The 24,533-nt window shown below is 45.0% G+C and carries 25 protein-coding genes; 15 read left to right on the top strand and 10 right to left on the bottom strand.

What is annotated here, in order from left to right; genetic code table 11:
* Positions 1-9: 9 nt before the first annotated feature.
* Positions 10-447: a phosphate-starvation-inducible protein PsiE gene (gene psiE, locus SFC25_RS10425; RefSeq protein ID WP_411215205.1), complete on the top strand. Its 438-nt coding sequence runs from the start codon at positions 10-12 to the stop codon at positions 445-447.
* An 18-nt stretch (positions 448-465) separates the two neighbouring features.
* Here psiE and SFC25_RS10420 read toward each other — a convergent pair whose 3' ends face one another.
* Positions 466-1,014: a hypothetical protein gene (locus SFC25_RS10420; protein WP_411215204.1), complete on the bottom strand. Its 549-nt coding sequence runs from the start codon at positions 1,012-1,014 to the stop codon at positions 466-468.
* Positions 1,015-1,127: 113 nt separating this feature from the next.
* On the opposite strand from SFC25_RS10420, the gene SFC25_RS10415 reads away from it, so the two are divergent.
* Entirely contained in the window at positions 1,128-1,730 is a 603-nt protein-coding gene (locus SFC25_RS10415) for a TetR/AcrR family transcriptional regulator (protein WP_411215203.1), read from the top strand.
* A 268-nt stretch (positions 1,731-1,998) separates the two neighbouring features.
* Entirely contained in the window at positions 1,999-3,444 is a 1,446-nt protein-coding gene (locus SFC25_RS10410) for an NADP-dependent glyceraldehyde-3-phosphate dehydrogenase (RefSeq protein WP_411215202.1), read from the top strand.
* 41 nt (positions 3,445-3,485) lie between these two features.
* Here SFC25_RS10410 and ystJ read toward each other — a convergent pair whose 3' ends face one another.
* Positions 3,486-4,724 (bottom strand): NADP-dependent malic enzyme, encoded by a 1,239-nt coding sequence (ystJ, locus tag SFC25_RS10405; RefSeq protein WP_411215201.1) that lies wholly within the window; start codon positions 4,722-4,724, stop codon positions 3,486-3,488.
* Between the two features lie 334 nt (positions 4,725-5,058).
* On the opposite strand from ystJ, the gene licT reads away from it, so the two are divergent.
* The 3 genes from licT (at position 5,059) to SFC25_RS10390 (ending at position 9,490) form a co-directional block, all read left to right on the top strand.
* Positions 5,059-5,913, top strand: coding sequence for a BglG family transcription antiterminator LicT (gene licT, locus SFC25_RS10400; RefSeq protein ID WP_411215200.1), 855 nt, complete (start codon positions 5,059-5,061; stop codon positions 5,911-5,913).
* Positions 5,914-6,099: 186 nt separating this feature from the next.
* Complete coding sequence (locus SFC25_RS10395) at positions 6,100-8,016, top strand: beta-glucoside-specific PTS transporter subunit IIABC (protein WP_411215199.1); 1,917 nt, start codon at positions 6,100-6,102, stop codon at positions 8,014-8,016.
* A gap of 43 nt (positions 8,017-8,059) precedes the next feature.
* Positions 8,060-9,490, top strand: a complete 1,431-nt coding sequence (locus SFC25_RS10390; protein ID WP_411215198.1) for a 6-phospho-beta-glucosidase — start codon at positions 8,060-8,062, stop codon at positions 9,488-9,490.
* Between the two features lie 49 nt (positions 9,491-9,539).
* Here the strand turns inward: SFC25_RS10390 and SFC25_RS10385 are convergent, their stop codons facing one another.
* Positions 9,540-10,283 (bottom strand): SDR family oxidoreductase, encoded by a 744-nt coding sequence (locus tag SFC25_RS10385; protein ID WP_411215197.1) that lies wholly within the window; start codon positions 10,281-10,283, stop codon positions 9,540-9,542.
* Between the two features lie 101 nt (positions 10,284-10,384).
* Positions 10,385-10,933 (bottom strand): PepSY domain-containing protein, encoded by a 549-nt coding sequence (locus SFC25_RS10380; RefSeq protein WP_411215196.1) that lies wholly within the window; start codon positions 10,931-10,933, stop codon positions 10,385-10,387.
* Between the two features lie 179 nt (positions 10,934-11,112).
* On the opposite strand from SFC25_RS10380, the gene SFC25_RS10375 reads away from it, so the two are divergent.
* Together SFC25_RS10375 and SFC25_RS10370 are read left to right on the top strand one after the other, a co-directional pair.
* Complete coding sequence (locus tag SFC25_RS10375) at positions 11,113-12,570, top strand: aldehyde dehydrogenase family protein (RefSeq protein ID WP_411215195.1); 1,458 nt, start codon at positions 11,113-11,115, stop codon at positions 12,568-12,570.
* A gap of 20 nt (positions 12,571-12,590) precedes the next feature.
* The gene (locus SFC25_RS10370) at positions 12,591-13,235 is read left to right on the top strand and encodes an SDR family oxidoreductase (protein WP_411215194.1); all 645 of its coding nucleotides are present in this window, start codon (positions 12,591-12,593) and stop codon (positions 13,233-13,235) included.
* Between the two features lie 210 nt (positions 13,236-13,445).
* Here the strand turns inward: SFC25_RS10370 and SFC25_RS10365 are convergent, their stop codons facing one another.
* The 4 genes from SFC25_RS10365 to SFC25_RS10350 all read right to left on the bottom strand — a co-directional run bounded on the left by SFC25_RS10365 (position 13,446) and on the right by SFC25_RS10350 (position 15,827).
* On the bottom strand, positions 13,446-14,429 hold the full coding sequence (locus SFC25_RS10365) for an LLM class flavin-dependent oxidoreductase (protein ID WP_411215193.1): 984 nt from the start codon (positions 14,427-14,429) through the stop codon (positions 13,446-13,448).
* A 30-nt stretch (positions 14,430-14,459) separates the two neighbouring features.
* Entirely contained in the window at positions 14,460-15,206 is a 747-nt protein-coding gene (locus SFC25_RS10360; RefSeq protein ID WP_411215192.1) for an NADPH-dependent oxidoreductase, read from the bottom strand.
* A gap of 125 nt (positions 15,207-15,331) precedes the next feature.
* A complete protein-coding gene (locus SFC25_RS10355) occupies positions 15,332-15,631 on the bottom strand; it encodes a spore coat protein (protein ID WP_411215191.1) in 300 nt (99 codons plus the stop codon).
* Entirely contained in the window at positions 15,624-15,827 is a 204-nt protein-coding gene (locus SFC25_RS10350) for a hypothetical protein (protein WP_095223869.1), read from the bottom strand. The genes SFC25_RS10355 and SFC25_RS10350 overlap by 8 nt, the downstream gene beginning before the upstream one ends.
* A gap of 108 nt (positions 15,828-15,935) precedes the next feature.
* On the opposite strand from SFC25_RS10350, the gene SFC25_RS10345 reads away from it, so the two are divergent.
* Genes SFC25_RS10345 through SFC25_RS10335 form a run of 3 tightly spaced genes read left to right on the top strand, consistent with a single transcriptional unit; the run spans position 15,936 to position 17,675 of the window.
* Positions 15,936-16,166 (top strand): spore coat protein, encoded by a 231-nt coding sequence (locus tag SFC25_RS10345; protein WP_411215190.1) that lies wholly within the window; start codon positions 15,936-15,938, stop codon positions 16,164-16,166.
* On the top strand, positions 16,159-16,542 hold the full coding sequence (locus tag SFC25_RS10340; RefSeq protein ID WP_411215189.1) for a spore coat protein: 384 nt from the start codon (positions 16,159-16,161) through the stop codon (positions 16,540-16,542). The genes SFC25_RS10345 and SFC25_RS10340 overlap by 8 nt, the downstream gene beginning before the upstream one ends.
* Positions 16,539-17,675, top strand: coding sequence for a zinc-dependent alcohol dehydrogenase (locus tag SFC25_RS10335; protein ID WP_411215188.1), 1,137 nt, complete (start codon positions 16,539-16,541; stop codon positions 17,673-17,675). Before SFC25_RS10340 ends, SFC25_RS10335 begins: the two co-directional genes overlap by 4 nt.
* A 24-nt stretch (positions 17,676-17,699) precedes the next feature.
* Here the strand turns inward: SFC25_RS10335 and SFC25_RS10330 are convergent, their stop codons facing one another.
* Positions 17,700-19,427, bottom strand: a complete 1,728-nt coding sequence (locus SFC25_RS10330) for an ABC transporter substrate-binding protein (protein WP_411215187.1) — start codon at positions 19,425-19,427, stop codon at positions 17,700-17,702.
* A gap of 100 nt (positions 19,428-19,527) precedes the next feature.
* On the opposite strand from SFC25_RS10330, the gene SFC25_RS10325 reads away from it, so the two are divergent.
* The 4 genes from SFC25_RS10325 (at position 19,528) to SFC25_RS10310 (ending at position 22,936) form a co-directional block, all read left to right on the top strand.
* The gene (locus SFC25_RS10325) at positions 19,528-20,802 is read left to right on the top strand and encodes an MDR family MFS transporter (protein ID WP_411215186.1); all 1,275 of its coding nucleotides are present in this window, start codon (positions 19,528-19,530) and stop codon (positions 20,800-20,802) included.
* Positions 20,803-20,867: 65 nt separating this feature from the next.
* Positions 20,868-21,374 (top strand): LURP-one-related/scramblase family protein, encoded by a 507-nt coding sequence (locus tag SFC25_RS10320; protein ID WP_411215185.1) that lies wholly within the window; start codon positions 20,868-20,870, stop codon positions 21,372-21,374.
* A gap of 46 nt (positions 21,375-21,420) precedes the next feature.
* Positions 21,421-22,335: a helix-turn-helix transcriptional regulator gene (locus SFC25_RS10315; protein WP_411215184.1), complete on the top strand. Its 915-nt coding sequence runs from the start codon at positions 21,421-21,423 to the stop codon at positions 22,333-22,335.
* 79 nt (positions 22,336-22,414) lie between these two features.
* Complete coding sequence (locus SFC25_RS10310; RefSeq protein WP_411215183.1) at positions 22,415-22,936, top strand: DinB family protein; 522 nt, start codon at positions 22,415-22,417, stop codon at positions 22,934-22,936.
* Positions 22,937-23,010: 74 nt separating this feature from the next.
* On the opposite strand, the gene SFC25_RS10305 is transcribed toward SFC25_RS10310, so the two are convergent.
* Positions 23,011-24,465: an NAD(P)H-binding protein gene (locus SFC25_RS10305; protein WP_411215182.1), complete on the bottom strand. Its 1,455-nt coding sequence runs from the start codon at positions 24,463-24,465 to the stop codon at positions 23,011-23,013.
* Between the last annotated feature and the right edge of the window lie 68 nt (positions 24,466-24,533).

The raw sequence follows: 24,533 nt of genomic DNA, 5'->3' as shown, positions 1-24,533 counted from the left end.
GGTGAAGCTATGCGGACCCAAACACACACAAAGAAAAAACGGACAAAGGCGACCATTGCGACAGTCCTGCAGTACGTATTGAATATAGCCTTGATTCTGTTGGCTATCGCAATTTCCATTTTGCTAGTGAAGGAATTGGTTGATATTATTTCCAACTCTTTGTTCAATGAAGGCAATACGTCCCGATTGGAGTTTTTAAATAATATCCTTGTATTCTTCTTGTATTTTGAGTTTATCGCCATGATCGTAAAGTATTTCCAGGAGGATTATCATTTTCCGATCCGGTATTTTCTTTATATCGGTATTACTGCGCTGATTCGTCTGATCGTCGTTTATCATGAGAGTGCGCTTTATACATTGTATTACTGTGGTGCGATACTGCTTCTTGTTATTTGTTATTTCATCATGAACAGAGCGAATGAAAGATCAAAGAAAGAAGACTTCTAAAAAGAGAAGCATGCCGCTTCAAGATCCGGCATGCTTCTCTTTTTTCGGGAATAGGGTATAGCTGAAGCTGATAAGAAAGTCGATGCCAAGTATGATTGACCAGATACGCAGAACATTAGCGAGTGCTTCTGTACGACCCGCATCATTGATCCAATAGATGACAGCCAGCAGCAGACCAGCGCCGATGATATAGGCAAGCAAGTGCTGCAGCCAGCCCTTTGCTTCCTTCCTGGCGTGCTCTCTTCCATAGAGTTTCTTCGGTTTTTCGCCTTGTTTTGCAATGTAATAGGCGAAGCGCTGATCAGCCCAGCGTATCATCGATTTGCCATACGCTAGACTAACACCGATATAGATGGCGGCAATGGCATGGGGAACAGTCGCTGTTGATCCGCGTGCAAGATCAAAGCCGGTAGCTATAAGTAGGATCAGGTCTATCAATGGGGTTGCTCCGAGCAGGGCCATACCGACTTTAGGGAGCTTAAGCACATAGCGGGATATCAGACCAGCAGCAATAAAAACCCAAAAACCGACTTCGCACAGAATGATTAAAACAATGATGCTGTTCATTTTTCATCTCCTTTTTATAGTACAGTTGTATTATTATGCTAGCACGGAAGTCTTTGTGATACAAGTGTATTATATAAATTGATTTCAAATGAGCTTTTTGCTACAGTAAAGCTATGCCAAAAAAAATAGATCATGAAGCAAGAAAGCAAGATATAGCCAAAGCAACGTGGAAGGTCATCATGGATGGCGGGATGGAGGCAGCCTCTGTCCGGAATATAGCCAAGGAAGCTAATCTGTCACTTGGTGCGTTGCGTCATTATTTCACGACACAGGAAGAACTGCTTCAATATGCGATGGAACTTGTGAAAACGCGCTGTGAAGCCAGGATCATGCAAGTGATTCAACAGATACTGCAGCCAAAAGAGCTTGTTACAAAAGTTTTGCTGGAGCTTATCCCAATCAATAAGGAAACAATGGCGGAGATGCAAGTGTGGTTTATGTTTACGCTGCATTTCAAATACAAGCAAGGGGACACTTTCCGTCAAACAGATGGTATCCGGGAGACTGTGCAGCGTGTGTTGATATACTTATTAGAAAGTGGATACATGAAAGAAGAGAAGGATTTGCGGAAGGAAACGGATAAATTATATGCTCTGATTGACGGATTGGCTTTTCACCGTTTTATTGATTCAGAGAATTTTTCAGGCGAGTATGCTGCAGAACTACTAACTGAATATATCGATGATCTATGCCGAGAAGAGAAGAGGAGCAATTAATGCACCTCTTTTTTTAATTAAAAAAGTGCGCATTTTTAACTAAAATTTATAGGTTTTATTTTGGCGTGGAAGTAATTTGGATAATAAAAATGACATACTAATCTCATATGTTATATACTTAGAAACCTTGATATTATGGAAAAAATTTAATTATTTTTTTTGAGCAAAATGATTCCATTATAAAAATGTTAGTAGTAGAATGAGTGTCAGAAACTTTTTTAAGTTTTTTAATTAAATAAACTAACTGTAACACGAGGAGGAAAAAGTAATGGAGTCAACATTAACAGCGCAACGTTATTACGTGAATGGCGAATGGAAAGAAAGCACCACCGGGAATGTAGTGGAAATCATGTCTCCGTACAAAGAGGGCGTCGTTGGTACTGTGCAGGCATTGTCTCAAGAAGAGGCAGCAGCAGCAATTCAATCTGCGAAGCAAGCACAAAAAGCTTGGGCAAAGGTTTCCTTGCAGGAGAAAGCGGATTTGCTCTACAAATGGGCTGATGAACTGCTTGCTATGCAGGATGAACTAGCGCAAACAATGATGCTTGAAGTCGGTAAGAGCCTGAAAGATGCTAAAAGCGAAGTGCAGCGGACATATGATTATATCCGTTATACTGCGCAAGAAGCATTGCATACCAATGGCGAAAGCATGAGAGGCGATCGTTTCCCGGGTGGTTCCAGCTCCAAGGTTGGTATCGTGGACAGGGTACCATTAGGTGTCGTTCTTGCAATTGCGCCTTTCAATTATCCAGTAAACCTATCAGCATCCAAACTGGCTCCAGCACTTATTTCCGGTAATACGGTCATCTTCAAGCCTGCAACGCAAGGCGCTTTGAGCGGTATCAAGATGATGGAGGCATTCGACCGAGCTGGCTTCCCAGCGGGCGTCGTCAATATTGTCACTGGCCGCGGTTCTGTCATCGGTGACTTCCTTGTGGAGCATAAAGATATTAGCATGGTTTCCTTCACTGGAGGAACGAAAACAGGTGAGAATCTGGCAAAAGTAGCTGGTATGAAGCCTGTCGTTCTTGAGCTTGGCGGTAAAGATCCTGGTATCGTCCGCGAAGATGCGGATCTTGATAAAGCTGTGAAGAATATCATCAGCGGAGCTTATTCTTATTCAGGCCAGCGCTGTACGGCAATCAAACGCGTACTTGTCCATGATAATGTGGCAAATGAATTGGTTGCGAAATTGCAGGCTGAAGTAGAGAAGCTGGCTGTTGGTTCTCCAGAAGACGGCAACACAGTTGTGCCATTGATTGATAGCAAATCAGCGGATGGCGTGCAAGCGCTGATCGATGATGCGTTGGAAAAAGGCGCTACACTTCTTGCAGGTAACAAACGTGAAGGCAACCTGATTCATCCGACATTGCTTGATCATGTAACCGAGGATATGGATGTTGCATGGGTAGAACCATTCGGTCCGGTATTGCCTGTCATCCGCGTTGGTTCCGATGAAGAAGCAATCGAGATTGCAAATAAATCCGAGTACGGCTTGCAGGCAAGCATCTTCACACGTGATGTGGATAAAGCCTTCTATATTGCAAACGAATTGGAAACAGGTGCTGTCCAGATCAACGGACGCACAGAGCGTGGTCCTGACCACTTCCCGTTCCTTGGAGTAAAAGGTTCAGGTATGGGAACACAAGGTATTGCAAACAGCATCCTCTCTATGACAAGAGAGAAACTGACTGTATTGAACTTGGATAAGTAAAATAAAAAAGAGGAATCCCATAGGATTCCTCTTTTTTGTGTTTAGTCTTCGTCGATGATTGTAAGCTGACGTGTTTTCTCAGCTATTTCTTCTGGATCAACAGTGATACGGTTGACGCCAGTATCCATCGCCGCTTTCGCTACTGCTTTGGCAACAGCTGGTGCAACGCGTGGATCGAATGGAGCCGGGATAACGTAGTCTTCGTTCAAGTCGCTTTCGTCGATCAATTCAGCGATCGCTCTAGCAGCTGCAATCTTCATTTCTTCGTTAATGCCAGTTGCGCGAACATCCAGGGCACCACGGAAGATACCAGGGAAAGCAAGGACGTTGTTCACCTGGTTCGGGAAGTCGGAGCGGCCTGTACCGATTACGCGGGCACCTGCTTCTTTTGCATCGTCAGGCAGGATTTCCGGATCAGGGTTTGCCATTGCGAAGATGATTGGATCCTTCGCCATTGTGCGTACATCATCTTTGGACAATAGGTTAGCCAAAGATACACCGATGAACACGTCAGCATCCTTGATCGCATCGGACAGGCTGCCTTCCTGACGGTCGCGGTTCGTGATTTTCGCTACACGGTCTTTCATTTTGTTCATGCCCTCTGGACGACCTTCGTAGATCATACCTTTGGAATCACACATGATAACGTTGTTTACGCCAAGGCTATGAAGCAATTCGATGATTGCGATACCAGCAGCGCCAGCGCCGTTCGCTACAACTTTGATGTTATCGAAGCTTTTGCCAACCAATTTCAATGCGTTCAGCAAACCAGCAACCGTTACGATTGCAGTACCGTGCTGATCATCGTGGAATACTGGAATGTCAGTTTCTGCTTTTAAACGCTCTTCGATTTCGAAGCAGCGAGGAGCGGAAATATCCTCCAAGTTCACACCGCCAAATGTTGGTGCCATTAACTTAACAGTGCGGACGATTTCGTCCACATCGTTTGTATCGAGTACGATAGGGAAGCTGTCCACACCTGCGAAGCTTTGGAATAGGACAGATTTTCCTTCCATTACCGGCAGAGATGCTTCCGGACCGATGTTTCCAAGGCCAAGTACGGCTGAGCCGTCACTGACAACCGCAACCATGTTGCCTTTCATCGTGTATTCGTAGACGTCATCCTTGTTTTGGTGGATCTCTTTACAAGGCTCCGCTACACCAGGAGAATAAGCAAGACTCAAATCCGTTGCATTACGGACAGGGATCTTCGACTTCATTGTCAATTTCCCTTTATTTTCACGGTGTATTTTCAGTGCATCTTCTCTTAGATTACTCATCCTCTTACATCCCTTCTGTATATGTAAATATCTAATAGTAGATTTCTATACCAGCTTCGATTATACCTGTCTGCTGAGGAGGAAAGCGATTAATTGGCTTGTAATTCCCATTTTATAATTAAAATAATTGATAGTTAAACTAAAGAAAGTGAAATGTGTGCTTTGCTAGTCAGATTGACAGCAAATATCCGTTATGATATTTTCTATATAAAGCGTTTACAAATGAACGAGGATTGTTACCGCATTGCGGGCAAAACCTGAATTTACACAAGCAGCCAGCTGCTATGTGTGAATTTGGGTTTTTTTGATTCTGTTAAGGAAGAGGGGGAAATCAATGAAGATAGAAAAGATCCTGAACAATAGTGTTGTGGTTACAAGGAATGATAAAAATCAGGAACTGGTCGTGATGGGAAAAGGCTTGGCTTTCAAGAAGAAGATTGGAGATCCGATAGATGTATCTCAAATTGAGAAGAAATTCATCTTGGAAAAATCAGGTGTGGCCGATAAACTTGAGACTCTTCTGCGGGATGTTTCTCCCTTTTATCTTTCTATCGCCGCCAAAATAGTGGAATATGCACGCGGTCATCTCCCGTATGACTTGGATGAATACCTTTATGTTGCATTGACTGATCATCTTAGTTTTGCCATCAGCAGAGAGAAACAAGGTATTACCCTGAAGAACCCGCTTGTTTGGGAAATACGAAAATATTATAAGCAAGAATTTAAGATTGCATGGAGAGCGCTGGACATTATCGAAGAGGATACAGGTTATCATTTAGGAGAAGATGAAGCTGCATCCATCGCGTTGCATTTGGTAAATAGTCAGCTGACAGGCGAGCACATGCTGACAGCTGTTCAAGTAACGGAAATAGTTAGCAACTTGCTGAATATTGTTACCTATCACTTGAAGGGAAATGTGGATGAGAACTCGATTAATTATGAGCGTTTCCTGACACACTTACGCTTCTTCGCTGTGCGGTTTCTGCGAAATGAAAGATTACCTGAACTGGCTGAATCATTCCTTTATGATCAAGTGCGTCTGAAGTACAAGCATGCATTTCAATGTACCGAGAGAATGGATGTTTATTTAAAAGAAAAGTATAATTCGGGGCTTACGCAGGATGAACAATTGTATCTGACTGTTCATATACACCGTCTGACAAAACAGTCATCAAAAATAAAAAGGTAAATAAATTGTAAATGTAAGCGTTGACATTTCAGGATTAAGATGATAAATTTTACTTATCAGCTGAATATCCTTCGAAGGAATGTTACCTTAATAGGGCATAACCTGATTAGCTTGGCTGCACGATTTCGTGCGCCAACCTGATCAGGTTTTTTATTTGCCAAATTCCAAATAAAAGGTGGGATTAAGATGAAGTATGAGCAACTGGCCAAAGACATCATCGAGCAAGTCGGCGGCCGCGAAAATGTCAACAGTGTTGTCCATTGTATTACTCGTTTGCGCTTCAAATTGAAGGATGAAAATAAAGCAAATACCGAAGCACTGAAGAGCATGGACGATGTCGTTACCGTTCTGAAGAGCGGCGGACAGTATCAAGTTGTCATCGGCAACCATGTACCGGATGTATATAAGGCGGTAGCGCATGTTGGTGGTTTTACTGGTAATGAGCAAGCGTCACAGGATGATAACAAGGACACGAATCCTTTCAATAAGTTTATCGATATTATTTCTAGTATATTCACGCCCGTACTCGGTGTATTAGCTGCGACGGGTATGATCAAAGGTTTCAATGCAATGTTTCTTGCCTTTGGATGGATTGAACAAGAGTCAGGAACCTATCAGATCCTTAATGCTATTGGCGATTCCTTGTTTTATTTCTTCCCGATATTCTTAGGCTATACCGCGATGAAAAAGTTCGGCGGCAGTCATTTTATCGGAATGGCTATCGGAGCAGCACTTGTTTATCCGACATTAGCAGGTCTTACAGCAGGTGATCCGTTGTACACATTATTCAGTGGTACCCTATTTGAATCACCTGTGCATATTACTTTCTTAGGGATACCGGTAATCTTGATGACGTATTCATCCTCTGTCATTCCGATTATATTGGCGACGTTCTTTGCAGCAAAAATTGAAAAAGGCTTCGCTAAGATTGTACCTGATGTCATTAAAACCTTTGTTGTACCATTTTTGACCCTGCTTGTAATTGTGCCGCTGACATTCTTGCTTATTGGTCCAATTGCCACATGGGCAGGACAGCTTATCGGTCAGGCGACACTCAGCATTTATGATCTGAGTCCAATTATTGCTGGTTTGTTCCTTGGTGCCTTCTGGCAAATCTTCGTCATCTTTGGATTGCATTGGGGACTAGTACCGATTTCAATCAATAACCTTTCTGTATACGGAGGAGACCCTGTGTTAGCACTTGTCTTTGCTGCTTCCTTCGCCCAGATTGGTGCAGTACTGGCTGTTTGGATCCGCATCAAGCAGAAAAAACTTAAAACATTAAGCATTCCTGCCTTTATCTCTGGAATTTTTGGTGTGACGGAGCCTGCGATTTACGGTATCACATTGCCGCTTAAACGCCCATTCATCATAAGCTGTATCGGTGGAGCTTTAGGCGGAGCGGTTTTAGGTATAACAAAAACAACTGGATATATGACAGGAGGACTTGGGATCTTCCAAATCCCTACATTCATCGGTCCAAATGGTTTTGATTTGGGATTCTGGGGATCATTCATCTCAATAGGAGTAGCGTTTGCGAGTGCATTCGTACTGACAATGCTATTCGGATTCACGAAGGAAAACAACAAACCTGATACAGTACAAGAGCCATCAACGCCAGTTCAAAAAGAAGAGAAACTAGCTATTGGGAATGACGTGATTGCAAGCCCATTCCAAGGTGCAATCGTTCCTTTATCTGAAATCAAGGATGAAGCATTTGCTACGGGTGCTCTCGGCAAGGGTGTGGCAATCATTCCATCTGAAGGAAAACTGTATGCCCCTGCATCTGGCGTTGTGTCGGTTTTATTCCCAACAAAACATGCCATCGGAATTACAACGGATAATGGGGCTGAAATTCTGGTCCACATCGGGATGGATACAGTTCAGTTGGACGGCCAGTTCTTTGAGGCCCAAGTAAAACAAGGAGATCGCGTAGAAAAAGGCCAGCTGCTCATAGAGTTTGATTTGGATAGTATCCAGAATGCCGGCTTTGATATTACGACACCAGTTGTTGTTACGGATGTAAAGGCATACAATTTAGTGGCAGCAACAGAGGAGAAGCAAGTGAAATGGGGAGAGCCGCTGCTTACCCTGAATATATAACATGCTTGATCAGTAGATAGAAAGAGAGAGGGGAGTAGAGTATATGAGTGTTTTTCCTAAAGGATTTTTATGGGGCGGCGCTGTCGCTGCCAATCAAGTGGAAGGTGCCTATCTAGAAGATGGTAAAGGGTTGACGACAGTCGATTTGCTGCCGATTGGAGCAGACAGATTTTCCATTATGCAAGGCAATATTGAAACACTCGAGCCGGTTGCAGGAGCGTATTATCCATCGCATGAAGCGATTGATTTCTATCATAGCTACAAAGAGGATATTGCGTTATTTGCAGAGATGGGATTCAAAGCATTACGAGTCTCGATTGCCTGGGCCCGCATTTTCCCGCAGGGGGATGAAGAACAAACAAATGAAGAAGGGCTGCAATTCTATGATAATTTGTTCGATGAATTGCGGAAGCATGGGATCGAGCCAGTTGTAACGATGGCGCATTTCGATGTGCCAGTATATCTTGTCCAAGAGTATGGCAGTTGGCGGAACCGTAAGCTTGTAACCTTCTTTGAAAAATACGCAAAAACAATATTTACAAGATACAAAGATAAAGTGAAGTATTGGATGACCTTCAACGAAATCAATATGCTTTTGCATCTGCCGTTTGTCGGAGCAGGTCTTGTCTTTTCAGAAGGGGATGACAGAAAGCAAATTCAATACCAAGCAGCACATCATCAGTTAGTGGCCAGTGCATTGGCCGTGAAGTTATGTCACGACATCATTCCAGATGCCAAAATCGGCTGTATGCTGGCAGCAGGTACGACTTATCCGTATTCGGCAAATCCAGCTGATTATCTGGATGCGATGGATCGAGACAGAGACTCCTTCTTCTTTATCGATGTCCAGGCTCGCGGAGCTTACCCTGGATATGCGAAGCGCTTTTTCAAGGACAATAATATCGATATCCAGATGGAACCAGAAGATGAGGAGATCCTTCGCAATACGGTCGATTATATCGGGTTCAGTTATTATGCCAGCCGTACGACGAGTACAGATCCGGAAGTACTCGGTAAAACGACAGCGGGGAATGTATTTGGTTCTGTAGAAAATCCGTATCTGCCAAAATCGGAGTGGGGATGGACAATTGATCCGACAGGCTTCCGCATTACAGCGAATCAGCTTTATGATCGATATCAGAAACCGTTGTTTGTTGTAGAGAATGGACTAGGCGCAGTCGATACAGTCAATGAAGAGGGTCAAGTAGAGGACTCGTACCGCATTGACTATCTGCAAAAGCACCTGGAACAAATGGGTGAAGCAATGGAAGACGGCGTCGAAATCCTTGGCTATACCAGCTGGGGTCCAATCGATCTTGTCAGCGCCAGTACAGGAGAAATGAAGAAACGATACGGCTATATCTACGTCGATAAAGATAACGATGGAAATGGCTCTCTTAAGCGAATAAGAAAGAGCAGCTTCTATTGGTACAAAAAAGTCATCGAAACGAATGGTGCTAATTTGAGCGATTAACAAAACAGCACCTCACCGGCTCATCCGGAGAGGTGCTGTTATTTTATTATCAGCCTTTTTGTTTCGTCGGACGAATCAGCAGTTCATTGACTGCGACATCATCCGGCTCACTCAAAGCATAACGGACTGCTCGGGCAATACTATCAGGTGTAACGGCTGCTCCTAATGTTTCGCCCATGCTTTCGCGGATTTCATCATCTGTGATACTATCCGGAAGCTCGGTTTTGATGGCCCCTGGAGAGATGATGGTTGTGCGGATATTGTTTTCCGCTTCTTCCTGACGCAAGCCTTCTGTAATAGCGCGTACAGCGAATTTTGTTCCAGAGTAAACAGCAGTTCCCGGACCGGATTTATGCCCCGCAACAGAGGATGTATTGATGATATGGCCCTGCTTGCGCTCACGCATATGCGGCAGCACAGCGGCAATGCCGTATAAGACACCTTTGATATTAACGTCTACCATTGTATCCCATTCGGAAATTTGCCTTTTATGCAAGAAGGATAGCGGCATCAAACCGGCATTGTTGAAGATGGCATCGATTTGACCGTACGTTTCCAGAGCCAGCTGGGCTAGCTGTTCAACCTCTTCCTGCTTCGTCACATCAGTTACTTGATAAATAGCTTCTCCGCCATCCTGCTTGATGGATTCTGCCAACTCTTGCAAACGTTCTTCCCGTCGGGCAGCAAGGACAACCTTAGCACCATGCTGCGCCAATTCTTTAGCTGTTGCTTCTCCAATACCGCTGGATGCACCTGTAATAATGACAACTTTATCTTGAATATTTTCGCTCATGAGTTGATTGCTCCTTTCGGATAACTATTCTCCTAATTAATAACCCGTTTGGAAAATCTGAAACATAAAAAAGAGTCTCCAGTAGGAGACTCGATTCAATCTTAGTCATCATCACCATCATCATCGATGGATTCTTTTTCTGTATATGTTACTTCGCCGGATTCTGCATCAACAGTCACTTCGATTTCATCCTTGTCGGTACGAAGCTCCACATCATATTCCAGTCTGCCGTCATCTTCATCCAAGGAGATATCAGTCAGTACAGCACCTTTTTCTTGTGCCATTGCTGTTTCAGCCGCAGTTTTGATGTCCACTTTAGGCTGGGATACTTGGTTATCATCATCATCGTCGTCGTTATCTTTTCTTGTTTCGACAGTTCCGTCATCGGCATTCACGCGAACATCGTATTCTGCCTTATCGTCGTTTACATCCACTTCGTAATAAGCCTGCCCATTCCGCGCGGTATCAAGCTCTACACTAGTCACTGTTCCCGCTTGTTCTTTGCTTGCATTGTCAATCGCTTGGTTCAAATTCACTTTCGTCTCAGCAGGTACCTTGTCGTCGTCCGCACTTACATGCTGGAAACCGAAGCCGAGTCCCGCTGCCAATGTAATCGCCAAACCGCTTGCTAGTAAATTTTTTCTTTTCATAATATCCATCTCCTTGTTCGTTGTTATGGTACTACTATATCCAACTCATCTTAGAGCAACATGAAGTGAAAATTAGAAAACGCTGAGAAAAGGAGAAGACGTTTCACAGACAGTTTGTTTAATCTCATTCAAAGGGGGAATTGTCTCTAAGTCGAGACAAATCCTAAGGAGGCGTTATCTTGCAAAAGCAGTTTGATTTACTTTATATAAATGGAGAATGGCGAAAAGGAAATAGTGAAGAAACATTCGAAAATACCAATCCGTATACGGGGGAAACACTGCTTACGATCCAAGGGGCGAACGAAGAAGATGTGGATGAAGCCTACAAAGCAGCGGCGCGAGCGCAGAAGGAATGGGCTAATCAGCCTCCCCAAGTGAAGCGGGAGCTGATCGAGAAGGCAATCCAGATCATTGAACAAGAGAAAGAACTATTTATCGAATGGCTGATCAAAGAAGCTGGCAGTACGTACCGAAAAGCTGTCGGTGAGATTACAACTGCAGTTAATTTCATGAAGGAAGCTGCTTCTTATCCAAATCGGATGAAGGGGGAAGTGTTTCTTTCTCATGTACCCGGCAAGGTGAATAAAGTTTATCAGGAACCGCTTGGCGTTGTGGGGGTTATCAGTCCATGGAACTTCCCGCTGCATTTGACGATGCGTTCTGTTGCCGCGGCACTGGCAACAGGCAACGGGGTCGTGATCAAACCCTCCAAGGATACGACTGTGACAGCAGGTTCGCTTGTGGCGGCATTATTCGAAGAAGCGGGCGCGCCAAAAGGTCTGATCAACCTTGTCAGCGGTAAGAGTTCCGAAATTGGCGATCCTTTTGTGAAGCATCCAATTCCGCGACTGATTTCCTTTACAGGATCTACTGGAGTCGGTAAGCATATCGCTTCCCTTGCTGCAGGAGAATTAAAAAGCACAGCATTGGAACTTGGCGGTAACAACGTACTGATCGTAATGGACGATGCTAATATCGATGCGGCAGTGGAATCTGCTGTTTATGGTAAGTTCTATCACCAAGGACAGGTTTGCATCGCGCTGAACCGCATACTTGTCCAGTCATCTGTAGCAGAGGAATTCACAAGCAAGTTCGTTGAAAAAGTCAAAGAACTGCGTTATGGTGACCCTGCAGATAAAAACACACAGGTAGGTCCGATTATAAATGAGCAGCAAGTGGACAGCATAAAAGAGCAGCTGCAGCGCGCAATCGACGCTGGTGCAAATGTTCTTACAGGCGGCAGCTTCCATGACAATGTGTTAGAGCCTACAGTCGTCAATCAAGTAGATAACCAGTCACCGCTCGCAGCCGAAGAGATATTCGGACCAATCGCACCAATCATTACATTCGAAACGGAAGACGAAGCAGTAGGTATGGCCAATGAACATCCATATGGTCTTTCCGGTGCAGTGCATTCTACAGTCGGACATGGTGAATTAATTGCAAAACGAATTGAAACAGGCATGATTCATGTCAACGATCAAAGCATCAATGATGAACCGCAAGCGCCATTCGGTGGTGTGAAGCAATCCGGTCTAGGCCGTTTCAACGGTAAGTGGGCATTGGAAGAATTCACGGAAACAAAATGGATTGGTGTCCAAAATGAACGTACGGATTACGATAGCTTTTTAAAATAAGTAGAAATGAGGGGATTAACATGAGCAAAGTATTCATTATTGGAGCAAACGGTAAAGTAGGGAAAAACCTAGTCAACGTCCTGAACGAGAAGAAGGAGCATGAAGTATCCGTCGGTTTGCGAAAGGAAGAGCAATTCGGGTATTTTGAAGAGAAAGGTGTAAAACCGGTCTTCTTGAACTTGGAAGATAATGTAGACGTGATCACAGACGCTATACAAGGATCAGATATTGTCGTATTCACAGCAGGTTCTGGCGGCAGCACGGGAGCGGATAAGACGTTAGCTATCGATTTAGACGGAGCTGCTAAATCAGTGAAAGCCGCTGAAGCAATTGGAGCGAAGCAATTCATTATGGTGAGTGCCATTCACGCTGATTCTCCGGAAGAGTGGAGCGAAAGCATGAAGCCGTATTACATCGCGAAGCATTATGCGGATCAAATCGTTCAAGGCAGCGAGCTGAACTATACGATTCTGCGTCCAGGTGGATTGTCCGATGAAGCAGGAACTGGCAAAGTTACCACAGACCCATCCGAATTTAAAACAACGCAGATTCCTCGAGAAGATGTGGCGCGTGCAATTGTCGCAGCAATCGGCAATGAGAAAGCAAAAGGAAAGATTGTATCCTTGCTTGCTGGAGAAACGCCAGTTGAAGAAGTTTATAACTAAAAAACCTTAAGGGAGGCCGCTGATTCAGCGGTCTCTTTTATTGTGCAATAGGAAGTAAGGCGAATCCTATATGCAGCTTTCCTATGACAATATTGCTGATCTCCTATACTTGAAACGGCAAAAAAACGCTGAAGCAAGCCAGCATTAAGCGAGATATCAATCGGTTTCTACATAAAAAAAGAACCTCTGTGTGAGGTTCTTTTTTCACGGTCACTTCCAAAGCTCGGAAAGCAATGTATAGCTGTTTCTGCGTTTTTCTTGGTCATAAATGTCTGCAGAAACAATGAGTTCATCAAACTGCGTTTTCGCATGGAAGGCTTCCAATTCACTGGCTACTTTTTCTTTATCTCCGACGAAGGAGTAAGTCAATGTGTTTGTGACATGCAGTTTTTCGTGCTCATTCCAGATATGATCCATGCTCTCGACTGGGGCAGTGGAGGATCCGGAGCGGCCACGGATGATGCTTAGGAATTTAAGCTTCAATGTCGTGGAGAGGAATTCTGCTTCTTCATTTGTATCCGCAACGATACCATTCACCGTGACCATTGCATACGGTTTGTCCAGATAAACAGAAGGCTGGAATCGTTCACGGTATAAACGCAATGCATTGTGCAGCTCTCCCGGTGCGAAGTGGCTGGCGAACGCAAATGGCAAACCAAGCATCGCAGCAAGCTGTGCGCTGAATGTGCTGGAACCTAGCAAATAAACCGGTACGTGCGTTCCATGACCTGGGTGTGCTTTGATTGGCAAGTTGTCATCACCAAGATATTGCAGCAATTCCTGAACATCATCTGGGAATCTTTCCGCGGCTGTGTGGGCATCACGGCGCAGAGCACGGCTTGTCATATAGTCTGTACCAGGTGCACGTCCTAATCCAAGATCGATTCGGTCTGGATACATTGTTGCCAATGTACCGAATTGCTCTGCTACAACTAGCGGAGAGTGATTCGGCAGCATCACGCCGCCGGAGCCGACACGGATAGTAGAGCTATGGCCAGCTAGATAACCGATCAATACAGAAGTTGCAGAGCTGGCGATGCTCGGCATATTGTGATGCTCCGCAACCCAGTAACGGTTATAGCCTAATTTTTCTGTGTGCTGAATCAGCTGTTTGCTGTTCTCGAAAGCTTCTTTTGGTGTTTTATTGTCTGGTACAGGTGATAAATCCAAAACCGATAAAGGTGTTCTGGTCATCCATCATACTTCCTTTCTGCTTGCTTCTTATTATTTATAATCGAATCCATTCTTTTTCAGAACGTCTGTCACTTTTCCGTATTCTTTATACCGTTCGAAATAGAAAGCTGCAATTCTTTCCGACCAAGGGTGAGCTTTTGTTTCGCCTGTTTGGGCTTTGATGGCGTCTTGCTGTCTTTTGTCCATTTCTTCGACAGCTTCCTGCTGGTTTTGTACATATGTTTCTTTATGATAGAAAGCTTCCATTGGAATCCGCGGGCTTTGTGCTGGCAGCGGATCAGCTGGATAGCCGATGGCTAAACCAGAAATTGGGAATGCAAGCTCTGGCAGTTCAAGCAGCTCTGAGATTTCTGCTGGGCTTCTGCGGACGCCGCCAATCGGTACGGTGCCAATTCCCATGGATTCTGCTGCAGCAACAGCAGTACCAAGTGCAATGCCGACATCAGTAGAGCCTACTAGTACGGCCTCGATATCGCTCACAACTTCCAGTTTCTTATCATGTAAGTCCGTTATATGCTTGGCACGGCTGTAATCCATGCAGAAAACAAGAAAAGCAGCTGCGTCATCAATATGTTTCTGATTACCGGAAAGCTCCGCTAACTGGCGTTTTCTTTCTTTGTCAGTAACAACGACAACAGAAACCTGCTGGCCGTTGATCCAGTTCGGAGCTTGGATAGCAGCGCCCATGATGGCATCAAGCTGCTCTTGTGTCAGTTGTTTATCAGTGAATGTCCGTACGGAACGGTGATTGTGCAATTGATTGATGAAGTCGTTCATAATAGCCTCCTAGTTCGTCATGCGACTTACATGCTCTACGGATTATTATACGTAGGTGAAAGAATAGAAAGCAAAAGAACAGCTTACAAAGCAGAAAGCACGAGCGTGGGGCCCGTGCTTTCTGTTTAGTCCTTATTCAGTGTCAGCACTGTTTCAGCAGTTTCATTCAATACATGAAGCTGCTGTTCAGGTGTTTGCGGGAAGTAATAGCCATGCTCCATCATATAGCTGAAGATCCGTTCATGCTGTTCGATGTGTTCATGCAGCTTGGACTTCAGATCAGTGCGCAGCTGTTCATTGCCCGTTTCAATTATAGCCTTCGCGGTGTTGATAATGCCGGTTTTAACAGTGACCAGTAAATCTGTAACAATGACTTGATCTGTTATTTCCCGGGCTGATCCTAAAATTTCAATAAGCTTATCCATGCTGTTCCTCCTGGTTCAGAAAGCGCTGCAGCATATGGATATGACGTTTGTCTGCATCCGCTTGGGCTGTCAGCAGCGTTTTGAGTCCATCGTCCTTAGCCAAGAATCGCATACCTGAAGACTTTGTCAGCGAAAGACAAGCTGTATTCAAAAGCTCCATTGCTTCCATTGTTTCGTGGATACCGGATTGATGCATACGGATGTGCCTCCTCTTTTAACACTATCTTGTGAGAAACTGGCTGCTTTATACATACATAAAATTGTGTCCCGGGGACAAGCTGAAACAAGATAAGGAGGATGGACGATGAATGATAATCAACAATTGGCCCCGCATGAAACGATGGAAGTTCATGAGTTGCTGAACTTCAAGACTACGTCAGTTATGAAAGCGAAGTTCCTGCAAGGTGTTGTGTTTGATCAGAAAATCAAGCAGCTGATGGAGAAAGATGTGGAAACCTCTGTACGCCAAATCCGGGAACTGGAGGAGCTGTACAGCAAATCCCAGCTTGTGGAAGAAGGTGAAGCAAATGCGTGACTACCTAGATCCAGAAAACGCCAAAGGCATGCCTGATCTGATGGATTCCGCCATTTGTACAGAGATGCTTATTACTGCAAAATCAGCAGTGAACAACTATGCAATTGCCATAACGGAAGCAGTAAATCCAGAGCTCCGACAAACCTTGGTTCGCCATTTGGATGAGGCAATTGACATGCAGGGTGCCATTTCTGCCTTGATGGCACAGCACAACTGGCTGTTCCCGGCTGACCCCAAATCCCAGTATCCATTCGACCGGAAGGCTGCAAATACAGCTATTGATGTGGTCAGTATGGACTTATTCCAATATGACACCGACCGTCTCGGTATGTTTGCGACGCCGACCAATACCGAATCGAAGGAGAATCAGCTATGAAGGCAGTGACGTATCAAGGGATAAAAGGTGTTCGTGTAAAAGAAGTGAAGGCACCCTCGATCAAGAAACCGGATGATATCATCGTCAAGCTGACTGCTACAGCGATTTGCGGCTCTGATCTGCATTTGATACACGGGATGATTCCGAATATGCCGGAGAACTATATTATCGGTCACGAGCCGATGGGAATCGTTGAGGAAGTCGGTCCCGACGTAACTAAGGTGAAGAAAGGCGACCGCGTGGTCATCCCGTTCAATGTGAGCTGCGGGGAGTGCTTCTTCTGTCAGCATGATCTGGAAAGCCAATGTGACAACAGCAATAAAAATGGTCAGATGGGTGCCTATTTCGGATACTCAGATAATAATGGCGGCTATCCGGGCGGACAAGCGGAATACATGCGGGTACCTTATGGGAACTTTGTACCTTTCAAGATTCCGGAGAATTCCGAGGTTGCGGATGAACAGCTGATTATGCTGGCAGATGCAGGGTCGACAGCTTTCTGGTCAGTTGACAATGGAGGCGTGAAGCCTGGCGATACAGTCATCATTTTCGGATGTGGTCCAGTCGGGTTACTCGCACAAAAATTTGCTTGGCTGAAAGGTGCGAAACGCGTCATTGCTGTCGATTACATCGATTACCGTCTTGAGCATGCGAAGCGTACCAATAATGTAGAGACAGTAAATTTCGAGCAGCATGGGAATACAGGCGAATACCTCAAAGAAATAACAAAAGGCGGAGCTGACGTGGTCATCGACGCAGTCGGCATGGATGGGAAAATGACACCAATGGAATTCATCGGCAGCGGGCTGAAGCTCCAGGGCGGTGCATTAGGTGCCTTTGTCATGGCGGCACAATGTGTCCGCAAGGGTGGCAATATCCAAGTGACAGGAGCATACGGGGGTCGTTATAATGCGTTTCCTTTCGGCGATATTTTCCAGCGCAATGTTACAATCAAAAGCGGACAAGCTCCAGTCATCCACACTATGCCGTATTTACATGGCCTGCTTCAGGATAGGAAGGTAGACTTGGCCGATATCATCACACATATCCTTCCGCTCGATCAAGCGAAAGAAGGCTACGAAAAATTCGATACAAAAACAGATGGCTGTATCAAGGTCATATTGAAACCGTAAAAAGCACCCCATCGGGTGCTTTTTTTATGCCAATTTATCAATCCACAGCTTGCGGAAATTCGGATGGCCGAAGCCTGTCAGCTCAAAATCCTGCAAGAAAGCAGTATGAGTTCGTTCTTTCGTTGGGTGGTTCTGGAAAATGATCAGTCGTTCCTGGTGAAGATAGGATTCGATTTTGTCGGCAATCTTATATCTTTCCAGCTTTGTTTTGCCGTTTTTGAAAGCTTCTAAATACGTATCTATTTTTTCGAGGTGAAGTGGTCCAAAGTAAGTTCGGAATAGCAATGCTTCATTTTTGAATGCGCCAATAAAGGAAAGCTCCCGATCGATATTGGCAACTTCGCCCATGAAGGCCATGTCGAATGCAAGCATCTCGTTTTTGTTATAAATACTGTCCAGTTCATATTCACATAATTCAAGGGAAATGCAATACTTCGCCGCTTCTTGTACCAGCCATTCTGCCTGGATTCCGGCAGATTTATGACGCAGAACCCCAACTTTCAATGACTCACCCTGGTAAGCTGATTTTCTCAGCGCATCCAGCAGTTTTTGTTCACTTTTCACAGGTGCAACCGACTTCTCAAGAAAGAAGCTGCTCGCATGTTTCAGTTTACCAAACAGCTGCTCGAGATTCAGTTCCGTAAAAATTCTTTCTGTATCTACTAAGTGATACATAGCTTCACGGAAATATCTGTCCTGGATGATAGAATCACGATGAAAGTTGAATGCAAGAAATCGGAAACCTTGCTCGACTTCATAATGAGATTGCGTCGGCCCCTGCTGGTCGGGCAGACTGTAATTCACTTTCTTTTCACCAGGCTTGATTCGCCACATCTCGACCCTATCCAGGAAAGGCCGCATATGAAAGTAGGAAGGGAAAACCTCGAGTACAAGTTTTTGCTCTGTTCTCTCCTTCAATTGATAAGGTCCGGTTGCAACCCATTCATACTCATCGAACGGTACGTCCCGGGGGAGGATGGCCATGCTTACATTAGCCGCGTAACGAAGGAAAAAAGGATTTGGCCGGGCTAGACGGAACCGGATGATATAACGATCGATCACCTCTGTCTGCTCTATATCGCTAACTAGCCAATAATAAGGTGAATCCGCTTTGAAACGGCTGATTGTGTATGCTATATCCTCTGAGGTCATCTCCCGCATATGATGAAAAAGGACTCCTTTTCGTAAGTAGAAAACCCATTCCGTACAGTCTTCATTCGTTTTCCAATGATGGGCAAGGTGGGGGTGCGTGCTGTCTGTTTCCTGATCATAGATTACGAGTGTGTCGCTAAGCTGCTCAATCAGGTGGCTTTCAAAGGTAATGGAGCTTGCACAGGGATCCAGTGTCGTAATTGGCCGGTTGAAAACGGTACGAAGTGTATCTTGCCCTTCCTGCTGCTGGTAGCCGAAAAGCTGCTCCAGCTCCGTTATATGGGCATACCAGTGGCGGGGAATCGGCAGCTGTAAGAGCTGGAAGAGTATAGTAGGCTTGTCTTCCTGAATACAGAATCTGAGAAATCCCTCGACATCTTCACGGAAATCGCTTGAAAAAGAAAGTGTGGACGTTTTGCCTCTGCCTCGTCCAGGTTGATAACGGAGCTGTCCGAGCTCCTCCAGCCTCTTCAGCTTGCGAATGACATGCCTTCTTGTACATTGCCAGATAGCTTCGATTTCCTGCAGCGTACACGATACTTGACCGTCCTTTTCTTTCTCGTATAAATGGGCTCGTATTAGGTAGTAGCTAATATCCAACGTGCTCCCCTCCTAAAAGGTGACATCTTTAATGGAATTATACACTTTTTACCTCTTTTTAACTTCTACATAATGGAAAAAAGAGAGAGGGGGAGCAGAAATGTTCAGAAGTCTGCATCCGAATATAAGAATACGAATTTACACCTCATTTATGAGCCGCATGATTGGCAGCATGATCTTCCCATTTATGGCGGTCTATTTTGTACAAGAAATGAATGCGGCGATTGCAGGGGTACTCATGATGATAAACGTCATTATTCAGTTCCTGGCAAGTCTTTATGGCGGGCACTTAGCCGATCGAATCGGAAGGAAGCGGATGATGGTGCTTGGAGAGGCGGCAAAAGCAGCAGCATTCATCGGGATGGTATTGGCTAATACACCGAATTTTACTTCCGCTTCCATAACCTTTGCCATGCTGATGGTGATCAGTATTGCCAGCGGGATGATCATGCCAGCACAGGAGGCGATGCTTATTGATGTGAGTACGCAGGAGACACGTGCTTATATGTACGCCATCAACTACTGGGCGAATAATCTGGCTATGATGATCGGTCTGACGATTGGCGGCTGGCTGTTCCAGGACTATATGTTCCAGTTGCTTCTCGGTTTAGTCGTTATGTCTGTCATCACTATGGCTATTACAATTATATTCATTCAAGAAACGTACACAGTGCGTGCTGCTGTTGGAGAGAAGAGGGACCTCGGATTAAGATCTTTGTTCCAAAGTTATCGAAGTGTTGGCAAGGATAGAGCCTTTTTGCTGTTTGTACTAAGCGGCATCGCCATCTTATCTCTTGAATTCCAGCGAAGCAATTATTTGACGGTTCGCATGGAGAAGGATATTGCAGAGATGAGCATGTCTATTTTTGGATTCGGTTTATCCGTAGATGGGCTGCGGCTGGTCAGTCTCTTGACTGTGGAAAATACACTGCTGATTGTACTATTCACCGGACTAGTCACAAAGTTGATCAAAGGTCATAATGAACGTCTGGTTATGTACACAGGCTTTATTCTTTTCGGTGCAGGATTCGCCATCATGGCTGTCAGCAACAGTCCGTTCCTATTGGCAGTGGCAGTGCTGATACTATCCTTCGGGGAGCTGATGTATGTTCCTACCAGGCAAAGCATGCTGGCGGATATGGTTGACGATACGAAACGCGGGACGTACATGGCATTCCATGGCTTTGTGTTCCAATTCGGAAAGCTGATTGGTGCAGGAGGCATCATCATGGGGGAATCGGTCGGCAAGTATGGTATGGGATTCAGCTATATTGTTCTGACGCTGCTTGGTATCTCGTTCTGTGAAATGGCACTGCGCCGGCGGTATGCGAGTGTAGCGCATGTCGCGCCAAAAGAAAAAACCGAACTTATTTAGAAAGTGGAACAAAAGACTCTGCATCTTCGTATGAAGGGAATAAAAGAATTTGCGGAGGTGCGGCTATGGGGACGTATTATATCAAACAGAAAGTATTCAGCTTCAAGGATAGCTTCTCGGTATTCGATGCAGAACAGCAGGAGGTCTACCGTGTCAGAAGCAAACTTTTCTCATTGCAGGACCGGCTGACGATCACCGATCTGAATGATCAGCCGCTTGTTGAAATCAAGCAGCAGCTGGCCTTTTTGAAGCCAAGGTATATCATCGAAGAAAATGGTGAACAGGTGGCCGAAGTGACGAAGAACTTCACTTTCTTCAAAGCTAATTTTTCCTTGAAACCACAAAACTGGAGTCTGGATGGCGACGTTTGGTCGCACCAGTACACGCTGACAGATAAGAACGGTGCGCTGATGCACGTGACGAAAAAGTGGTTTTCCTGGGGCGACACATATGAGCTACAGATAGAAGATGAAACGCATCTGCTTACTTATATCGCAGTCATGATAGTGCTGGACATGGTCCTGCACAATAATAATGGTACGTTCTCGATGGACGGGGGAAGCGGCGAATAAGGGAAACCCCGTAAGAAGTTGAACTAGGATAAAGGGTGACAATCTTATGAAATTGGAGCGTTTGATTTCTATAATCTACAAACTTTTGAACCACGAGGTCCTGTCTGCTTCTGTTCTTGCTAAGGAGTTCCAAGTTTCTCCAAGAACAATCTATCGTGATATAGATGTGATTTGTGCTGCAGGTATACCTGTCATATCGTATCAGGGACATAATGGTGGCTATGGCATAATCGACGGGTACAAGATGGACAGAACCTTGCTTGGATCATACGATGTTGATTATTTGATCACAGTGCTTCGCAGCCTTGCCTCTTTGTTTGAAGATGAGCGTGCGCAGAGCACCATCGAACGCCTGCAATCAATTGGGGCAGACCATAAAAACCCGGATATATCGATAGACTTTCAAAGCTATCGGACGGAGCCGGAAACACTTCGTCAATTGCGATCTGGCATCACGGAACAAAGGGTTATTCGCTTTAGTTATATTAATGCAGAGAATAAACGTTCCACACGTGAGGTGGAACCATTACAGCTTCATTATAAATATGGCAATTGGTATCTAAATGGATTTTGCCGAAAACGACATGGGTATAGGGAGTTTCGATTGTCCCGAGTCTTGAACTTGTCTTTGACACTGGAAACATTTCTCCCGCATGACGAAATTAAGGAAAAGGATTCTTCTGATAGTGTGTGGAGAGATAAGATTTCTGATGTGGTAATAAATGTTAGACAGGAGGCATTGGCGGAAGCGCTGGATCACTTTCATCAGGTTGATAAACAATTTCATGATGATGGCAGCATGACGATGCGGATCCCTGTTCATGAACCTCTGAAAGCGCGATGGTTATGGTCAATTCTGCTGAGCTTCAGCAGCGGTGCTGAGGTGCTGGAGCCATTAGACTTACGGGTTATTTTAAAAGAGAAATTGCAAAATACAATTAAACTTTATGAAGAAGTATGACAGACTGCTGTCATACTTCTTTTTTTATAATGTGGTCAGAAACAACCTAAATCTGTTATTACAAAAGGAGTCGATACGAATGAATCATCCTGAACAAATGTATATCTACCATTCTTGGGCCAATCAAACCCTCTTTAATCGGATCAAGGAGCTCCCGGCAACGGTTCTGCGAGAAGAAGTGAACACCTCGTTTCCGACTATCGCCCAAGCGTTTGGTCATATCTATGCAGTAGAAAGTGTCTGGTATAAGGTTTTAACTGGTGTCCATATGCAGGATGCTGTGGAAATGTGCATGCCTCTAGAAAAGGAGACTCTCCTGTATTCTGCAGAGAATTTCGCAAACAGCTTTGCACAGTTATCAGAGAAATACAAAGTATGGTTACAAGGCCAGGACGATTTGGATCGAAATATTCTGCTTGAGAACCCATATGTTGGAACGCGAAATATTCAGTTATCGAAAATTGTACTGCATGTAGTCAATCACGGTACCTATCACCGGGGCAATGTTTCTGCAATGCTGCGCCAGTTGGGGCACGCCTCTACTATGAACGACTATTCACTGTTCTGGTATCAGGATGCAGGGGACTCTGATGATCACTGAAATGGATTTTTCATGTTGATACGCCGGTAATCAGCTTTTCAATGATTTTTGGCAGCGCATTAGGCGCTGCCTTTTTAATGCTGTTTCACAAGCTGTGGAATCTGGATGCCAGGACTTTTATTACGGATCAGCCGCTCGAGGTGCTTCCGGTACAAGAACATCACAAGCATATGAATAGGCGCTTGGGTATATTTATAGACAAACCAAGGCAGGGACGGCAAGTATTCGTGAATGGCCACAACCATTTCCTGTTTTCCTGGAATTTGCCGAAACTCAATGCGGCCCCGCTGGCTTTCCTTTACATTCGCGAACAAGCCGCCTGTAATGTAATACAATGCGCGATGGGCTGTACTTCTTTCTTTGGCGTAAGAAAGTATCAGCAATGGCTGCTTGGTGAATGTCAGGTAGATTTTACAATTAAGCTGATCATCAACCTCTGTCCGAACGAAAGGCCGCAGGGACTCGGATACCCAGCTCATGTAATGCTTTGCTGCCCAGCCAGCGTCCCTTCCTGATGGCAGCGGCATGCGCTGCACAGAACGCACGTCCTGACGAGGCGGAGGGGAAGGGAGCGTCGGCTTTTTGCTATTCTTGGAATCCTTGCTTTGCTGCTCTTCCTCCATTGCTGTTCTGGCCGCTTCGTCAAAAGTGATCTGGCCATTACTGATGCCTTCTATATAGTGAGAAGGCTGTGCAACCATTGGATGTGACAGGCTCTCGATCAGTGGGTAGACTGTTTCTTTCGGCATACCGCTGATAAGTTTTACCCATAGACGGGAGAGCATGACGGTCGGGAATGGCACATTGAAGCTGCGGAGCTTCTTACCCATCACGCCGGCAAGGTGTTCCAGCATTTCTTTATAAGTCATGACTTCTGGACCGCCGACGTCAATGGCCATATCAGCAACATCTTTATTTCCAACACTTTTTTGTAAGGCAGTCAGTACATCGGCAAGTGCTATTGGGTGTGTTTTTGTCCTTGTCCAGCTTGGCAAGACCATGACTGGCAGACGCTTGACTAATTTTTCAGCAATCGGGAAAGACGAACCCTTTGGACCGACGATCAATCCTGCTCGGACTGTCGTAACTGGGACGCCGTAAGATCCAAGGATTTTTTCTACTTCCAATCGGCTGTGAAGATGGCGGGATAATTTCTCCTCGGGCGGGATGATACCGCTTAAATAAACAATTTGCTTCACACCGTTTTTTTTCGCGGATTGAGCAAAATTATCGGCCAGAATGACATCCATGTCTTCAAATCTCGCCTGCGTGAGTTTGGCAGAAGGGCTCATCGAGTGAACGAGATAGACGGCAATATCGGCTCCCTGCAGACCTTTTTCGGTATCAATCTGGGAAAATAAATCGCAAGACCGCCATGTAACCTGTTCTGTATTTTCCCGTTTGTCACCGCTTCGTGATAGGGCGATAATGTCAAAGCGCTCTTTCAATTTATCCAATAAATGACTGCCTATGTAGCCGCTTGCTCCTGTTAAAGCGACAACCGGCCGTTTTTTCTCTTCTGTCCGCATGTTCATACAGCTCCTGTCTGCTGATTTCTTTGTGTTTAATCGTACCCTTCTTTCTCGTCTGTGTAACA

The sequence above is a fragment of the Terribacillus saccharophilus genome (assembly GCF_046592595.1).
Classification (GTDB): Bacteria; Bacillota; Bacilli; order Bacillales; family Amphibacillaceae; genus Terribacillus; species Terribacillus saccharophilus_C.
This window is presented reverse-complemented; position numbering and strand designations above follow the sequence as displayed.

Excerpts from the sequence above, each read along its gene's own strand:
- SFC25_RS10320 (WP_411215185.1), top strand. The coding sequence starts at position 20,868 with ATGGGGACGTATTATATCAAACAGAAAGTATTCAGCTTCAAGGATAGC.
- licT (WP_411215200.1), top strand. The coding sequence starts at position 5,059 with ATGAAGATAGAAAAGATCCTGAACAATAGTGTTGTGGTTACAAGGAAT.
- SFC25_RS10305 (WP_411215182.1), bottom strand. The coding sequence starts at position 24,465 with ATGCGGACAGAAGAGAAAAAACGGCCGGTTGTCGCTTTAACAGGAGCA.
- SFC25_RS10310 (WP_411215183.1), top strand. The coding sequence starts at position 22,415 with ATGAATCATCCTGAACAAATGTATATCTACCATTCTTGGGCCAATCAA.
- SFC25_RS10340 (WP_411215189.1), top strand. The coding sequence starts at position 16,159 with ATGCGTGACTACCTAGATCCAGAAAACGCCAAAGGCATGCCTGATCTG.
- SFC25_RS10395 (WP_411215199.1), top strand. The coding sequence starts at position 6,100 with ATGAAGTATGAGCAACTGGCCAAAGACATCATCGAGCAAGTCGGCGGC.
- SFC25_RS10390 (WP_411215198.1), top strand. The coding sequence starts at position 8,060 with ATGAGTGTTTTTCCTAAAGGATTTTTATGGGGCGGCGCTGTCGCTGCC.
- SFC25_RS10335 (WP_411215188.1), top strand. The coding sequence starts at position 16,539 with ATGAAGGCAGTGACGTATCAAGGGATAAAAGGTGTTCGTGTAAAAGAA.
- SFC25_RS10380 (WP_411215196.1), bottom strand. The coding sequence starts at position 10,933 with ATGAAAAGAAAAAATTTACTAGCAAGCGGTTTGGCGATTACATTGGCA.
- SFC25_RS10370 (WP_411215194.1), top strand. The coding sequence starts at position 12,591 with ATGAGCAAAGTATTCATTATTGGAGCAAACGGTAAAGTAGGGAAAAAC.
- SFC25_RS10355 (WP_411215191.1), bottom strand. The coding sequence starts at position 15,631 with ATGGATAAGCTTATTGAAATTTTAGGATCAGCCCGGGAAATAACAGAT.
- SFC25_RS10345 (WP_411215190.1), top strand. The coding sequence starts at position 15,936 with ATGAATGATAATCAACAATTGGCCCCGCATGAAACGATGGAAGTTCAT.
- SFC25_RS10420 (WP_411215204.1), bottom strand. The coding sequence starts at position 1,014 with ATGAACAGCATCATTGTTTTAATCATTCTGTGCGAAGTCGGTTTTTGG.
- ystJ (WP_411215201.1), bottom strand. The coding sequence starts at position 4,724 with ATGAGTAATCTAAGAGAAGATGCACTGAAAATACACCGTGAAAATAAA.
- psiE (WP_411215205.1), top strand. The coding sequence starts at position 10 with ATGCGGACCCAAACACACACAAAGAAAAAACGGACAAAGGCGACCATT.
- SFC25_RS10410 (WP_411215202.1), top strand. The coding sequence starts at position 1,999 with ATGGAGTCAACATTAACAGCGCAACGTTATTACGTGAATGGCGAATGG.
- SFC25_RS10350 (WP_095223869.1), bottom strand. The coding sequence starts at position 15,827 with ATGCATCAATCCGGTATCCACGAAACAATGGAAGCAATGGAGCTTTTG.
- SFC25_RS10365 (WP_411215193.1), bottom strand. The coding sequence starts at position 14,429 with ATGACCAGAACACCTTTATCGGTTTTGGATTTATCACCTGTACCAGAC.
- SFC25_RS10385 (WP_411215197.1), bottom strand. The coding sequence starts at position 10,283 with ATGAGCGAAAATATTCAAGATAAAGTTGTCATTATTACAGGTGCATCC.
- SFC25_RS10315 (WP_411215184.1), top strand. The coding sequence starts at position 21,421 with ATGAAATTGGAGCGTTTGATTTCTATAATCTACAAACTTTTGAACCAC.
- SFC25_RS10325 (WP_411215186.1), top strand. The coding sequence starts at position 19,528 with ATGTTCAGAAGTCTGCATCCGAATATAAGAATACGAATTTACACCTCA.
- SFC25_RS10360 (WP_411215192.1), bottom strand. The coding sequence starts at position 15,206 with ATGAACGACTTCATCAATCAATTGCACAATCACCGTTCCGTACGGACA.
- SFC25_RS10415 (WP_411215203.1), top strand. The coding sequence starts at position 1,128 with ATGCCAAAAAAAATAGATCATGAAGCAAGAAAGCAAGATATAGCCAAA.